Source organism: Streptomyces sp. HmicA12, from assembly GCF_000373565.1.
Taxonomy (GTDB): domain Bacteria; phylum Actinomycetota; class Actinomycetes; order Streptomycetales; family Streptomycetaceae; genus Streptomyces.
Genome location: NZ_KB891802.1, coordinates 183897 through 198067 on the forward strand (window position 1 = coordinate 183897; position 14171 = coordinate 198067).

General features: G+C 70.7%; 15 protein-coding genes. 12 read left to right on the forward strand and 3 right to left on the reverse strand.

What is annotated here, in order from left to right:
• Positions 1-58: 58 nt before the first annotated feature.
• The gene (locus B072_RS0111705; RefSeq protein WP_026245721.1) at positions 59-1387 is read left to right on the forward strand and encodes an Nramp family divalent metal transporter; all 1329 of its coding nucleotides are present in this window, start codon (positions 59-61) and stop codon (positions 1385-1387) included.
• Positions 1388-1427: 40 nt separating this feature from the next.
• Here B072_RS0111705 and B072_RS45500 read toward each other — a convergent pair whose 3' ends face one another.
• The 3 genes from B072_RS45500 to B072_RS0111720 all read right to left on the reverse strand — a co-directional run bounded on the left by B072_RS45500 (position 1428) and on the right by B072_RS0111720 (position 4296).
• The gene (locus tag B072_RS45500) at positions 1428-2570 is read right to left on the reverse strand and encodes a hypothetical protein (RefSeq protein ID WP_158689183.1); all 1143 of its coding nucleotides are present in this window, start codon (positions 2568-2570) and stop codon (positions 1428-1430) included.
• A 111-nt stretch (positions 2571-2681) separates the two neighbouring features.
• Positions 2682-3185 carry a hypothetical protein gene (locus B072_RS0111715; RefSeq protein WP_018530134.1) on the reverse strand — a complete coding sequence of 168 codons (504 nt, stop codon included), beginning with the start codon at positions 3183-3185 and terminating at the stop codon, positions 2682-2684.
• A gap of 94 nt (positions 3186-3279) precedes the next feature.
• Positions 3280-4296 carry a chitinase gene (locus tag B072_RS0111720; RefSeq protein WP_018530135.1) on the reverse strand — a complete coding sequence of 339 codons (1017 nt, stop codon included), beginning with the start codon at positions 4294-4296 and terminating at the stop codon, positions 3280-3282.
• Positions 4297-4583: 287 nt separating this feature from the next.
• On the opposite strand from B072_RS0111720, the gene B072_RS42995 reads away from it, so the two are divergent.
• The 11 genes from B072_RS42995 to B072_RS0111775 all read left to right on the forward strand — a co-directional run bounded on the left by B072_RS42995 (position 4584) and on the right by B072_RS0111775 (position 14163).
• A complete protein-coding gene (locus B072_RS42995) occupies positions 4584-5534 on the forward strand; it encodes a hypothetical protein (RefSeq protein ID WP_106432857.1) in 951 nt (316 codons plus the stop codon).
• Between the two features lie 77 nt (positions 5535-5611).
• Positions 5612-6334: a Flp pilus assembly protein CpaB gene (gene cpaB / locus B072_RS0111730; RefSeq protein WP_018530137.1), complete on the forward strand. Its 723-nt coding sequence runs from the start codon at positions 5612-5614 to the stop codon at positions 6332-6334.
• A 220-nt stretch (positions 6335-6554) separates the two neighbouring features.
• The gene (locus B072_RS0111735; protein WP_018530138.1) at positions 6555-8147 is read left to right on the forward strand and encodes an AAA family ATPase; all 1593 of its coding nucleotides are present in this window, start codon (positions 6555-6557) and stop codon (positions 8145-8147) included.
• A 116-nt stretch (positions 8148-8263) separates the two neighbouring features.
• Positions 8264-8593, forward strand: coding sequence for a TadE/TadG family type IV pilus assembly protein (locus tag B072_RS43000; protein WP_018530139.1), 330 nt, complete (start codon positions 8264-8266; stop codon positions 8591-8593).
• A 2-nt stretch (positions 8594-8595) separates the two neighbouring features.
• Positions 8596-9954, forward strand: coding sequence for a CpaF family protein (locus tag B072_RS0111745; protein WP_018530140.1), 1359 nt, complete (start codon positions 8596-8598; stop codon positions 9952-9954).
• 28 nt (positions 9955-9982) lie between these two features.
• Positions 9983-10933 (forward strand): type II secretion system F family protein, encoded by a 951-nt coding sequence (locus B072_RS0111750; protein WP_018530141.1) that lies wholly within the window; start codon positions 9983-9985, stop codon positions 10931-10933.
• A gap of 7 nt (positions 10934-10940) precedes the next feature.
• Complete coding sequence (locus B072_RS0111755) at positions 10941-11843, forward strand: DUF5936 domain-containing protein (protein WP_018530142.1); 903 nt, start codon at positions 10941-10943, stop codon at positions 11841-11843.
• Between the two features lie 286 nt (positions 11844-12129).
• Complete coding sequence (locus B072_RS0111760) at positions 12130-12330, forward strand: hypothetical protein (protein ID WP_051127161.1); 201 nt, start codon at positions 12130-12132, stop codon at positions 12328-12330.
• A gap of 35 nt (positions 12331-12365) precedes the next feature.
• A complete protein-coding gene (locus tag B072_RS0111765) occupies positions 12366-12938 on the forward strand; it encodes a pilus assembly protein TadG-related protein (RefSeq protein ID WP_018530144.1) in 573 nt (190 codons plus the stop codon).
• 21 nt (positions 12939-12959) lie between these two features.
• Complete coding sequence (locus tag B072_RS0111770) at positions 12960-13547, forward strand: hypothetical protein (protein ID WP_018530145.1); 588 nt, start codon at positions 12960-12962, stop codon at positions 13545-13547.
• Between the two features lies 1 nt (position 13548).
• Positions 13549-14163: an OmpA family protein gene (locus B072_RS0111775; protein WP_018530146.1), complete on the forward strand. Its 615-nt coding sequence runs from the start codon at positions 13549-13551 to the stop codon at positions 14161-14163.
• The last annotated feature ends 8 nt before the right edge of the window (positions 14164-14171 follow it).

Consider the following 14171-nt stretch of genomic DNA (forward strand, 5'->3'; position numbering starts at 1 on the left):
GCACCAGTTCCTGACGTACCTCTTGCCAGCCGGGCCGCTTTACGCACCCTTGGTGTTCATGGCGGACACCACTGGCACCTCAGGAACCGGTACCCCCACCACCTCCGACTCCCACCCGCGCAAGTCGAGCTGGAAGTACATCGGCCCCGGCATCGTGGTCGCCGCGACGGGCGTCGGCGCGGGCGACCTCGTCGCGACGCTCGTCGCGGGCAGCAACTTCGGCTACACCCTGCTGTGGGCCGCGGTCATCGGCTGCGTCGTCAAGATCAGCCTGGCCGAGGCGGCGGGCCGCTGGCACCTGGCCACCGGCCGCACCCTCTTCGACGGCTGGGCGAGCCTCGGCCGCTGGACGACGTACTTCTTCGTCGTCTACGTGGTGATCTGGGGCTTCGTCTACGGCGCGGCGGCGATGTCGTCGAGCGCGCTGCCGCTCCAGGCGCTCTTCCCCGACGTGTTCCCGGCGGACTGGTCGATCAAGCCGTGGGCGATCATCTGCGGTCTGGTCGGCATGGCCTTCGTCTGGTTCAACCGGTACGACGTCTTCGAGAAGGTCATGACGGTCCTGGTGGGCGTCATGTTCGCCGTCACGGTCTACCTGGCGATCCGGGTCACCCCGAACCTCGGTGACGCCTTCGCGGGCCTGCTCCCGGTGCTGCCCGACGAGAAGGACTCGGTCCTCAACACCCTCGGCCTGATCGGCGGCGTCGGCGGCACGATCACGCTCGCCGCGTACGGCTACTGGGTCAACGCGAAGGGCTGGACGAACACGTCCTGGATGAAGGTGATGCGGCTCGACAACCGGGTCGCGTACATCACGACGGGCGTCTTCGTCGTGGCGATGCTCTTCGTCGGCGCGGAGCTCCTGCACGCCTCGCACACGTCGATCGCCAGCGGCGACAAGGGACTTCTCGACCTCACGAAGATCCTGGAGGCCGAGTACGGCACGGTGACGGCGAAGCTCTTCCTGGTCGGCTTCTTCGCCACGTCGTTCACCTCGCTCATCGGCGTGTGGCACGGCGTCAGCCTGATGTTCGCGGACTTCGTGGAGCGCTACCGCAGCGCGCGCGTCACGGGCGAGGAGGTGGCGCGCGGCGACCGCGAGAAGGGCTGGCCGTTCCGTGCTTACCTGCTGTGGCTGACCTTCCCGCCGATCGTCCTGCTCTTCCAGGGCCAGCCGTTCCGCCTGGTGATCCTCTACGGGGTGCTGGGCGCCGCGTTCATGCCGTTCCTGGCGCTGACCCTGATCTGGCTGCTGAACTCCAGCCGCACACCGGTGAGTTGGCGCAACGGGTGGCTGAGCAACGGCATGCTCGCGATCGCGGGACTGCTGTTCGTGGCGCTGTGCGTGAAGCAGATCTGGGACGTGCCCTGGTCCGATTTCTTCTAGCGCCTTCTTCCGGTGGCGCCTTCCTCCGGTGCCGGGTCGGTCACGGCAGCGCGGGGAGGAGCGCCAGCCACGCCTCGGCCTCCCCGCGCAGCGGATCGCCCCGGTCGAGATGGGTCTCCAGGCCCTTGAGCGGGCCGAGGAGGCTCTTGACGCGGCGCAGGCGCAGCATCTGCGGGCGCGGCAGCGAGCGCCAGTCGGCGGTGCGCGCGCGTACGTCGGGGAGCACGGCGCCGGTCGACGTGAGCGCGGCGCGGAGCACCTCGCGCGGATCGCGGTCGGGGTCCGTCGCGGACGGGCCGAAGACGCGGATCATGGTGGCCCGGGTGCGGGCCAGGTCGGCGGCCTGCTTCAGCGCGTCGTCCGGTGTCGCGGCGGGCCTGGCGCGGATCGCGCCGACGGTCAGGGCCGCCCACCGCAGGCGGGTCTCGTCGTCCAGGTCGGTGCGGTGGACGCGGGTGGCGCAGCGTTCCCGCAGGGTCTCCCAGAAGTGTTCGGCCGCGGCGTCCCCGGCCGAACCGCCGTGGAGCACGCAGCGCAGCTCCTCGTCGCTCAGCGCGGCGGCGCGGCCACCGGCGTCGCCCTCGGCGAGGTCCTCCACGTGGTCCTCGACGTAGTCCTCCAGCAGCACGAAGACCCGGTCGAGGAGGTCGGCGAGCGCGCCCCGGGTCCGTTCGCCCGCGGCCCGCGACGCCCTGCGCGCCGCCCACCAGCCGTGCTCGAACTCCGTCGCGCCGCACCGGCCCTCGGTGAACGCGTCGAGAAGCGCGAGGAGTTGGGCCACCGCGCTGCCCGGCGCGGCCTCGGCGGGGGACGCCCAGGCGTGGTGCGCGGGCGGGTACGCCGCCGCGACCTCCCGCAGATGGGGCCAGCGGCCCTCGACGTGCCGCGCGTACCGGGCGAAACGGCCCCGCGCCGCGTCCACGCCCTCGCTCACCGCGGCGGACAGGAAGGCGGGCGTACCGGTGATCAGGGCGTACCCCGGCGCGGGGAACAGGACGCAGCCCTGCCCGTCGGGGGTGTGCAGCAGCGCCGGGGGCACGGTGCCGCGCACCGTGGACGGGGGCTCCGCGGCGCCGGTCGCGCGCCATCCCGCCTGGATCCGCCCGGCCAGCGCCGCGTCGATGTCCTCGCCCGCCGGTACGGGAACCGTCTGCCGGTCCCCGTTGCCCACATGTCTCAGCATCACCACGCACCCACCCGCCGCCGTTCCCGCCCCGGTTCCGCCTGCTCCGCTCCAGTTGTACGCGCTCGGGGCCCGGACGTCTCAGGTCGTGTCGGCCCGGAAGGTCACAGGTCAGCCGAAGCCGCGTTCGGTGAAGGCGCAACTCCCGCGCTCGGCAGGGGACAGCGCCTGCCGGGACACGAGTCTCGGCGCCCGCCGGACGTACTGGCGGAAGCCGGAGGCACGGAACTTCAGCTCGAAGGCGTGGCCGTCGATGTGCCAGAGCGGCACGTGCGCGAAGTTCTCGCGGGCATCGTCCGGCACCAGTCGGTGAATTCCGTCCAGCTCCAGATCCAGGGCCAGGCCTGTGAAATCGAGGTCGCCCTCAAGGTCGAAGACATCCTCGAAGACGAGTGTCGCGGGGGAGACCCAGAACGAGAAGTGCGTCGCGGGCGGGACCGGGTGGACCCAGCGGACGATGTAGTCGAGGTCGAAGAGGAGGCGCGGCAGGATGTCGTCGGTCGGCTGGACGGACAAGCCATGGACGGTGGCGTCGTGCCAGCCCATCTCCACGAAGTCCGCGTCGCTCCAGACGCTCTTGGAAAGTCCCGACTCCTGGTGGCTGCCGTCTCTCATGCCTGAATCTAACCTGCCCGACGCCCGAACAGCGGGTGCGTGGGCAGCGCCGCCGGGGGAGCGGCGGCGCTGCCCGTCCAGGGGGCCGCCGGTGCTACAGGCCGTGGACGTGCGGGCCGACGGCGTTCGACCAGGCGTTGCCGGACGTCGCGTCCCAGTTGGTGGACCAGGTCATGGCGCCGCGGATGCCGGGGTACGTCTTCGAGGGCTTGAACGAGCCGCAGTTCGTGCCCTTGGCGAGACAGTCGAGGGCGTCGTTGACGACCGACGGCGCCACGTAGCCGCTGCCGGCCGCGCTCGTCGACGCCGGGGTGCCGATGCCGACCTGCGACGGGTCGAGGCCGCCCTCCAGCTGGATGCAGGCGAGCGCGGTGAGGAAGTCCACCGAGCCCTGGCTGTAGACGTTGCCGTCGCAGCCGAGCATCGAACCGCTGTTGTAGTACTGCATGTTGACGACCGTGAGGATGTCCTTCACGGCGAGCGCGGTCTTGAAGTACTCGGTGGACGTGGACTGCATGTCGATGGTCTGCGGCGCCATCGTCAGGACGAACCCGCTGCCCGCCTTCGCCGCGAGGGACTCCAACGCCTGCGACATGTACGTGGAGTCGAGGCCGTTCTCCAGGTCGATGTCGACGCCGTCGAAGCCGTACTCCTGCATGAGGGAGTAGAGGGAGTCCGCGAAGTTCGTTGCGGAGGCCGAGTCGTTGATCGAGACCGTGCCGTTCTGGCCGCCGACCGAGATCACCACCGACTTGCCGGCCGCCTGCTTCGCCTTGATGTCGGCCTTGAACGCGTCCTCGGTGTAGCCGCCCAGGCCCGCCGAGTCGAGCGTGAAGTCGACGGCGCCAGGCGTCGCGGTCGCGTCCGCGAAGGCGACCGCGACGATGTCGTACGCGTCCGGGACGTCGGCGAGTTTCTGCACGCTCGCGCCGTTGTCGAAGTTCTGCCAGTAGCCGGTGACCGCGTGGGCGGGGACCGCGGCGGACGCAGCGGTGGGCGCCGCCTGCGCGCTGTCCGTCGTGGCGAGCAGGCCGGCCGTGGCGAGTGCCGCCGCGGCGAACGCGCCTATGAGGGGGGCGAGTCGGGACCTTCTCTGGTGGGGGTGGTTCATCTCTGCCTCCGGTGGGGGGATCTGTGGGGGATCTATGGGGGAGGTGGGGAAGATGGGGCAGCAGCTGCTGGGCCTCCAAGCTGGTCCAGACCAATACCGATGTCAAGACCCATGACACGGCCGGGAGTTCGTGCGCGTCGAGTGACGGAGGCGATGCTTCCGCGCCAACCCGCACCCATCGGGCCATGAACAGTGCGAAGTGGGGTGTTGCCGGGCGCCCGCGTGGATATGGTGCTCAGGCAGCAGGGTTCAGTGTCAGAGAGCGCAGAGCGACCGGGGGTGCGTGCGTGCCGACCGCGATAGCCGTGACCGACCCCGACCTGGTGCTCGCCTCGCCCGACCGGCACACCCCGACGGCGTCCGTGCTGCCCGTGGGGGAGTCGCAGGACACGTATCCGCTCGACCGCGCGATCATCGACGTACACACACTGATCGAGCAGCACGGATATGTGATCGCACTCTGCCCGCAATCCGCGCCGGACGCGGTCGTGCACCGTCTGCATTCCATCCGGTCCGTGCTCGAGAGCGACCGGATCGCGATCCTGCGGCCCGAACTTCCGCCGCTCGGAATGGCCGTACTGGCCCTGCAACTCCGCCAGTTGTCGATCTGCGACTTCAGTCCGGGCGTCCTCGCCTCCGCCGCGCGCCTGCTCGCCCATTACGTGTACGCGGGCGCCGTCGTCGGTTCCGTCGCCAAGCTCGACCGGGTCCCCGTCACGCTCCGCGCGCACACCAAGTCATGGGCGCCCGGGGCCCAGTTCGCGGTGGTGGCCTCGCCCCAGCCCGAGCTGGTCAAACTCACCGGGACGTCCGGCGAGATACCGGCCGGACCCTCCTTCGGCACCCACCTCTTCTACGCCGCCGGACAGCAGACCACCGACTGGATCACCGGCGCGCTCGCCCCGGCCTGGCGCGTCCACGGGATGACCGAGACGCGGCTGCCCGGGGAATCGGCGCGCTGGTGGGCCACCGGCAGGCCGGGCAGCCCCGGGCGGATCGTGGAGTTCGCCGCGGCCATCCCCGACATCTCCGTGCTCTACCAGCTCGTGTCGTCCGTGCGCCGCGAGGAGTGCCACTGGTGCGGGCTCGAACTCATCGGCGACCGCTGCGGGTTCTGCGCGGCACCGCTCACCGCATCCGAGACGCCGCTCGCGGGGGCCAGGAGCGGGCGTTCGGCGTCGGCGCTCGCCCCTGCCGCCGCGTCGGCCAGGGCCGCGCTCCCGCGCGGCCCTCATTGACCTGTGCGCGTCGCCCGTCCGTCCGCAGTCCACCGTCCGTCGTCCACCGTCCGTCTATCAACGAGGTTGCCCCGTCCATGAATTCACGTCAGCGCCGCGGCGTCATTCTCCTGGTCGTCTCGGCCCTGTGTGCCGTCGGCGCGTTCGCCGGTGTGCTGGCGGTGATCCATGACGTGGACTCCAAGGTGGGGCCGGAGACGGCCGCGTACCGGCTGAAGCAGGACGTGGCCCCGTACAAGGAGTTGACGGCGGACCAGTTCGAGAAGGTCAGCATGCCGAAGCGATGGCTGTCGTCCACGGCCGTCACCCGGCTGAGCGAGATCCGCGGCAAGATCGCGGTCACGCAGCTGAAGAAGGGGTCCCTGCTCCAGGAGGACATGATCGTGGCCCGGCCCCAGCTCAAGTCCGGGCAGCAGGAGATCGCCATCATGATCGACGCGGAGACGGGCGTCGCCGGAAAGATCGATCCCGGGTCGAAGGTCAACATCTACGCCACCTTCAAGGCCGAGAACGACAAGCAGCGCGACCAGTCCAAGGTCATCGTCGAGAACGCCGAGGTCATGGACGTCGGCAAGCTCACGCCGATCGACCAGCAGGGAGCGAACGCCTCCGGCAACTCCACGGTCCGGCGGCAGGGGGAGGCCGTACCGATCACGTTCGCGCTCGACGCGGCGGATGCGCAGCGGGTCGCGTACGCCGAGTCGTTCGCGACCCATGTCCGGCTGGCACTGGTGGCGCCGGGCGCCGACGGCGCGGTCCCTCCGGGGGACCGGTCGTACACGTTGGACGAGGACAAGTAGGGGGTCGGGTCGTGCTGATTACCGGGTTCGCGTCCGCTGTGGCTGCTCGCGAGGTTCCCCGCGCCCCTTACGGGGCCGCTGCGCGGCCCGCCTCGGGCAGTCTGCCGCCTGGGGCGGCACGGGTGGGCAAGGCGGCAGGCGCCGGGGACCCGTTCGAGGGGCGGAAAGCACTGCCCCGTACGTCAATGACAACCCCCCGCACGCTCAGCCGGGAGGAACAGTGACCACCCGCATCCTCCCCGCCGCCGGGGACCCGGACAGCGCCCGCGCGCTCATCACCCTCCTCTCCCAGCTCCCCGACACGGAACCCGCACCCCCGGTCCCCGACTCCACCGCCCTCCTCGACCTCCTGGCCCGCCTCGCCGCCGAGTCCCTCGACGAGCTGCCCGAAGTCGTCCTCGTACACGAACGCATCGGCCCGGTCCCCGCCCTCGACCTCATCCGCGACCTCGTCCTGCGGTTCCCCGCGGTCGGCGTCGTCCTGGTCACCGCCGACACCAGCCCCGCCCTGCTCACCGCCGCGATGGACAGCGGAGCGCGCGGCATCGTCGCCTTCCCGCTCAGCTACGACGCCCTCGCCGAACGCGTCCAGGCCGCCGCCGCCTGGTCCACCGGCATGCGCCGCCACCTCGCGGGCGGCACCGGCAACGAGCTTGTCCCCGCGGGCGGCGGCGGCCGCGTCGTCGCCGTCACCGGCGCCAAGGGCGGCGTCGGCACCACCCTCACCGCCGTCCAGCTCGCCCTCGCCGCCGCCGCGTCCGGCCGCGCCGTCGCGCTGCTCGACCTCGACCTCCAGTCCGGCGACGTGGCGTCCTACCTCGACGTACAGTTCCGCCGCTCCGTCGCCGACCTCGCCGCGATCCACGACATCACCCCGCGCGTCCTCCAGGACGCCGTCTTCACCCACGAGTCCGGCATCGACCTCCTCCTCGCCCCCGCCGACGGCGAACGCGGCGAGGAGATCACCGACCGGGTGGCCCGCCAGGTCGTGCACGCCCTGCGCGCCCGCTACGAGGTCGTGGTCGTCGACTGCGGTACGCAGATGGGGGCCGCCAACGCCGCGGCCGTCGAACTCGCCGACCAGACCGTCCTGTTGGTCACCCCGGACGTCGTCGCCGTACGCGCCGCCAAGCGCATGGTCCGCCTCTGGGACCGCCTCCAGATCCGCAAGGCCGAGGAGACCGTCACCGTCGTCAACCGGTACGCCCGCGCCGCCGAGATCCAGCCGAACCTCGTCGAGCGCGTCACCGGCACGAAGACGGCCCGCACCTCGATCCCCGCCGCGTTCAAGGAACTCCAGGCCGCCGTCGACGCGGGCCGCATGCAGGACCTCGACAACCGGTCCACCGTGAAGCAGGCCCTGTGGACGCTGGCCGCCGAACTGGACCTGGTCGCGGCCCCGCCCCCCGACGCGGGCGGCCGCCGGGGCCGGCGCCGAGGCGACAAGGGCGCGGTCACCCTGGAGTTCGCCGCCATGTTCCCGCTCGTCCTCGTCGTCATGGGCCTGCTGTGGCAGTGCGTGCTGTACGGATACACGTACTCCCTCGCCGGGAACGCGGCGGACGAGGCGGCGCGGGCGGCGACGTCGGCGTACGCCTCCGGCGGGGACGGGCAGGGCGCCTGTGACGCCGCGGGGAGGTCCCACCTGCCGTCGGCCTGGCAGGACGCGACCATCTCCTGCCCACCTTCGTCCGGTCCGGTGACCAGGGCCACGGTCACGGTCGACGTCCCGCTGTTCTTCCCGGGAGTGAACCCCGGGTGGTCCGTCACGGGCGAGGCCGGGGCGGCGACCGAAGAGGACGCGGGGCGGTGAAGCGCCCCGTAGGGGCGCGGGGAACCGCGCGAGCAACCACCCACAGCCCGCACCTGCGAACCGACGACCGACCGGCAACGCCGAGAAGGCGCCTGCGCGGCGACCGAGGCGTCTCCATGCTGGAGTTCGCGGGATTCCTCCCCTTCCTCCTGGTCATCGGCATGGCCGCGATCCAGCTCGGCCTCGTCGGCTACGGCGCCAACCAGGCCGGCAGCGCGGCCCGCGCCGGCGCACGGGCGGGCTCCCTGAACCCCGGATCGGGCCCGGCGGCGGCCGTCGCCTCGGCGAGCGGCTGGCTGAAACCGGCGCCGGACCCCTGCGGCGGCGACGCCACGATCACCTGCACCGTCACCGTCCGCGTACCGGCGATCATCCCGCTCTTCGACGGCTGGGACATCCGCCGCACCGTCACCATGCCCAGCGACCAGACCAACCAGGGGAGTTGACGATGAGCCTGCGCAACCGAGTCGTCGCCACCCGGGACACGACGGGCGTCGAGCCGTCCCGTGACGACGGCCTCGTCGCCGTCTACCGCACCAAGCTCCTCGAAGAGATCGACCTCGCCGAGATGTCGACCCTCGCGGCGGCGGACCGCCGGGTCCGCCTGGAGCGCGTCCTCGGCCACATCATCAGCCGCGAGGGCCCGGTCCTCTCCTCCACCGAGCGCACCCAGCTGATCCGCCGCGTCGTCGACGAGGCCCTCGGCCTCGGCATCCTGGAACCCCTCCTCGCGGACGCCTCCGTCACCGAGATCATGGTGAACGGCCCGGACGCGATCTTCGTGGAACGAGCGGGACGGGTGGAACAGCTCCCCCTCCGCTTCGCCTCGTCCGAGCAGCTGATGCAGACCATCGAACGCATCGTGTCGACCGTGAACCGCCGCGTCGACGAGTCGAACCCCATGGTCGACGCCCGCCTGCCCACCGGCGAACGCGTCAACGTGATCATCCCGCCGCTCGCCCTCACCGGCGCGACCCTCACCATCCGCCGCTTCCCGCGCGCGTACAGCCTCACCGAACTCATCGACCTGGGCTCGCTCGACGAGCACATGCTGATGCTGCTCGCGGCCTGCGTCCGGGCCCGCTTCAACATCATCGTCAGCGGCGGCACCGGCTCCGGCAAGACGACCCTCCTCAACGCCCTCTCCGCCCTGATCCCGCCGCACGAGCGCATCATCACCATCGAGGACTCCGCCGAACTCCAGCTCCAGCAGGACCACGTCATCCGCCTCGAATCGCGGCCCGCGAACGTCGAGGGCAAGGGCCAGGTCACCATCCGCGACCTCGTCCGCAACAGCCTGCGCATGCGCCCCGACCGCATCATCGTCGGCGAGGTCCGCGGCGGCGAGACGCTCGACATGCTCCAGGCCATGTCGACCGGCCACGACGGCTCCCTCGCCACGGTCCACGCCAACACCGCCGAGGACGCCCTGACCCGCCTCCAGACGCTCGGCTCGATGTCCGAGGTCGACGTCCCCTTCGAGGCGCTCCGCGACCAGATCAACTCCGCGGTCGACGTGCTGATCCAGCTCACCCGGCACGCCGACGGCTCCCGCCGCGTCACCGAGATCGCGCTCCTCGTCTCGCACGGCCGCGAACAGTTCACCATCGCGACCGTCTCCCGTTTCGTCGCCCAGCCCCACACCTACGGCGACGCGGGCCCGCGCCGGGTCCACGGCTACTACGAGCACCTGCCGCTGCCGCGCCGCGTCGCCGACCGGCTGTACGTGGCGGGGGAGGCGGTGCCGCCGGCGTTCGGCGTCGTCGAGTCCGTCGACGTACTCAACACGAGGGAGGCCACGGGATGACGTCCACTTGCGCGGCGGATGGTGCGGCATGACGAACCCGGCCCTCATCGCCCTCGGCGCCACCGTCCTGACCTGCGTCGTCGCCATCGCGGGCGTCCATGTCTACGCGTCGGGGCGCGCCCAGCGCCAGGCCCTCGTCGACCGCCTCGACGACTACCCGGCCGGTGGCTACGCGGGCGGCGCGGGAGGCAGGACCCGCCGCTTCACCGCCGTCGACCGCCGCCTGCGCCGCACCCGGCTCGGCCGCGCGCTCCAGCTGCGGATGTCCGCGACCGGCCTCGACCTCACCCCGGGCGAGTTCTTCGTCTACGTGGCCGCGGTCGTCGTCGCCCTGTGGCTGCTGGCGGCGACGACGCTCGCCCCGTTCTTCGGCCCGATCGCGGGCGCGGTGGCCGTCTGGAGCGCGGTCATCTTCCTCAACTGGCAGCGGCAGAAACGTATCGAGGCGTTCATCAACCAACTCCCCGACGTGGCGCGCCTCCTGGCGAACGCGACCGCGGCGGGCCTGGCTCTTCGCACCTCACTCGCCATGGCGGCCGAGGAGCTCGAAGCGCCCGCGGGTGAGGAACTCTCGCGTGTCGCCGACCAGTTGTCGCTCGGCCGCTCCGTCGACGACGCCCTGGACGAACTCGCCGAGCGCCTCCCGTCCCGCGAACTGATCGTCCTCGTCACGACGTTGGTCCTCGCCAACAAGGCGGGCGGCACCGTGGTCTCCTCCCTGCGCAACCTCACGCAGACACTGGAGGACCGCAAGGAGACGCGGCGCGAGATCCGCACCATGCTCTCCGAGGTCAACGCGACGGCCTTCACGGTCCCGCTGCTCGGACTCGGCTCGCTCATCCTCATCAACGCGTCGAACGACGGCGCCCTGGCCCGCGTGACCGGCTCCCCTCTCGGCCAGACCCTGATCCTGATCTCGCTCGGCCTGTACGGGATCGGCTTCTTCGTCATCCGCCGCCTGGGAAAGATCGAGGTCTGAGCAGCTCATGTCCACCACCGTCATCGGCCTTCTCCTCGCCCTCCTCATGGGCGTGGCCGTCCTCGGCGTCTTCATGGGCGTCCGCATGTACCGGGCCGACGCCAAGGTCCCCAGCGACCTCGCGCTGGCCCTGGAGGTGGGCGCCACCCGCGTCTCCGCGCCGTCCTCGGCGATCGACCGCCTCGGCATGCGGTTCGCCCCGCTCGTCCTGCGCCTGATGGGCCCGCGCCGCGTGGACGCGAAGCGCCGCAGGATCGACATGGCGGGCAACCCCGGCGGCCTCACCATCGACCGCTACGCGGCCCGCCGCGCGGTCTACGGCGCCTTCGGCGTGGTGATGGGCCTGGTCTTCGCCAGCAGCTCTCAGCCACTCCTGGCGATCCTGACGTTCGCCTTCGGCGCGTTCGCCGCCGACGCGCTCATCCTCCAGGCCATGCGCGAACGCAAGGACGTCATCGACCGCACCCTGCCCGACTTCCTCGACGTCCTCGCTGTCGTCGTCTCGGCGGGCCTCGGCTTCCGCCAGGCGCTCGACCGGGTGGCGGAGAAGTACGAGGGTCCCTGGGCGGACGAACTCCGCATCACCCTGCGCCAGATGGACATGGGCGTCCCGCGCCGCCAGGCCTTCGACGAGCTGCGCCGCCGCAACGCGTCCGAGCAGGTCGCGCAGTTCGTGTCGGCGCTGCAACAGGGCGAGGAGCTGGGCTCCCCGATCGCGGACACCCTCATCCAACTGGCCACCGACATGCGCCGCACCGACGCCCAGAACTCCCGCCGCCGCGCCGCGAAGACGATCCCCAAGGCCACCATGGTCACCCTGGTCTTCATGCTCCCGGCCACCATGATCCTGATCGGCACGGGCATGTTCCTCGGCTCGGGCTCCGACTTCGGCTCGATCCTGGGCCGATGACACCGCACTCCGTTTGCGTCCGAACATCGCACAGTCGAGCACGTCTCCGTTCGCCAACCACTGACGCTCCGGCGCTCTCTCTGGCTACAGTGTTCCCGACCGCGATGGGCAGTTGCGAAAGCGACGAGGAGGGCGCGGATGCGGTGGACGGTCCGGCATCAACTTCCGGTCAAGCAACGACAGTTAATTGTCGAATCCGAGTACAAGCCGTTGCTGGTCGCGTACGTTGCGTACGGTACGCGCGCTGACGTACGGGGAAGGGGAGATCGTGACCAGGGATCGGCTCATCGGGGTGTGGGTCAAGTGGACGGTTTCGGCGGGGGAGCGACTGCGTGGCGCTCGGCGGGATTCCGGGGCCGGGTTCGTGGAGTATGCGGGGCTGATGATTCTGATCGCGGGGATTTTCGTGGCGATCGATCAGTTGGGGCTGGACGGGAAGATTTCCTCGGCGGTCGGAGACGCCGTTCAGAGGGTCACTGGCGGCTGAGTCGGCTGTGGCCCAGCGGTGACCGTGGATCCACGTTGCCGATCTATATTTGGCTGACCGGGATCCTCCTCTTCGCCGCGTTCGCCTTCTTCGCCTTCGCGCAAGCCGCGTCGGCGCGCAATGGTGCCCAATCGGCAGCGGATGCAGCTGCGTTGGCCGCGACACAGTCGGCGCGCGACGAGTTGGTCGTCGGTTTGGGGCAAGCCATCGGCGACGGCGATGACTGGCTCGACTGGTTGAACGGGCAGCAAGACCTCGCTGGGGGCGACGCACAGGCCGCAGCGAGCCAGCTGGCTGCCGAGAACGACGCAGAGGTCGTGGGACTCGCCAACTCCGAAGACGCCAAGGGCAACCCGGGCTATCAGGTGGAAGTGCGCACGCTCTACACGGTCGGCGACACGATCATCCCTGGTACGGAGAATCGGCACGCGACGGCGCAGGCCACCGCGGTGATTCAGCCTCGTTGCGACTTCCCGGTGGACGCCGACTTCAAGAAGGCCGTCCAGTTCACGTGTGATGGCGCACAGTTCGAGATCGACCCCGAGGACTTCGACCCGGAGGACCTGCCGGACGCGTCGGCGCTGTTCTCCGTCCACCTGGCCGACTGACGAGAAAGGGAAGCCGTAGCGATGAATCTTCGGCGCACTACGACGACCCGCCGGGCGCTGGCCGCGGTGGCGATCACGACTGGGCTTGTCTTCTCCCTGGCCGGTTGTGGGGGCGACGGCGACAAGGAGGACGGAGCCTCCAAGTCCTCGGCGCCGGCGACGCAGAGGGAGAGTGGCGACAAGCCGGAAGCTTCCCAGTCGTCGACGGGGGAGCCGCTCGTGGAGGTCAAGAGCAACGGCATTACGCTCAAGGTCACATCGGCAAAGCGGGACCAGGGTGGGTTTGTCACCCTCAACGGCTCGGTGACGAACGGCACCTCGCACGTCTGGGTCGGGTCGACCTGGAAAAGCGACGAGCGCGAGTTGGCCTCCAACGGTGGTTCCTTGGCTGGAGCCAGCCTCGTCGACCAGGCTGGGAAGAAGAAGTACCTCGTTCTCAGGGACACCCAGGGACGCTGCCTCTGCACCAAATTTGAGGGCGGTATCAGTCAGGGCCAGTCCACAGACTGGTTCGCCCAATTCCCCGCACCCCCCGAGGGCACCACCTCCGTCCAGCTTCAGGTGCCGACCATGCCCCCGGCCCAACTCGACATCACCGAGGGCGAATGACATGCCCCGCCACCACCTGACCGCCGCCGCGCTCACGGTCCTCCTGCTCGCCACCGGCACCGCCGTGGCCCACGCCGACGACGCCCCCTCCACCCCGCCGGGCAGCGGCAGCACCGCCGCGCCCCCGGACGTGGACGCCAACAGTCCGGGCCTCAAGCTCGCCGACGGCGCCACGCTCGCGCCCGCCAAGGTGCTGGACATCAAGTCGGTGGTCGAGGACCTGTCCGGCGACGAGCGGCGCTCCGACACCAGCGAGACCGTGACGTTCGCGCTCCAGGCCGAGGTGCTGTTCCCGAAGGACAGCGCGAAACTCAACCCGGACGCGAGGTCCCGCATCCAGGCGATCGCGGACGAGATCGGCACCCAGAAGGCCAGCACGGTCAGGGTGTTCGGGTTCACCGACAACCTGGGTTCGTACGCGCACGGCCTGACGCTCTCCAAGAAGCGCGCGGAGGCCGTCCACGACGAACTGACGGCGGCGCTCGGCGCGTCGGGCGGGGACGTCACGTTCCAGGTCCGTGGCTACAGCGAGGACTACCCGATCGCGGACAACGGCAGCGAGCAAGGCCGCAAGAAGAACCGCCGGGTGGAGGTGTCCTTCCCGAAGAGCGGCTGAGGTTCAGC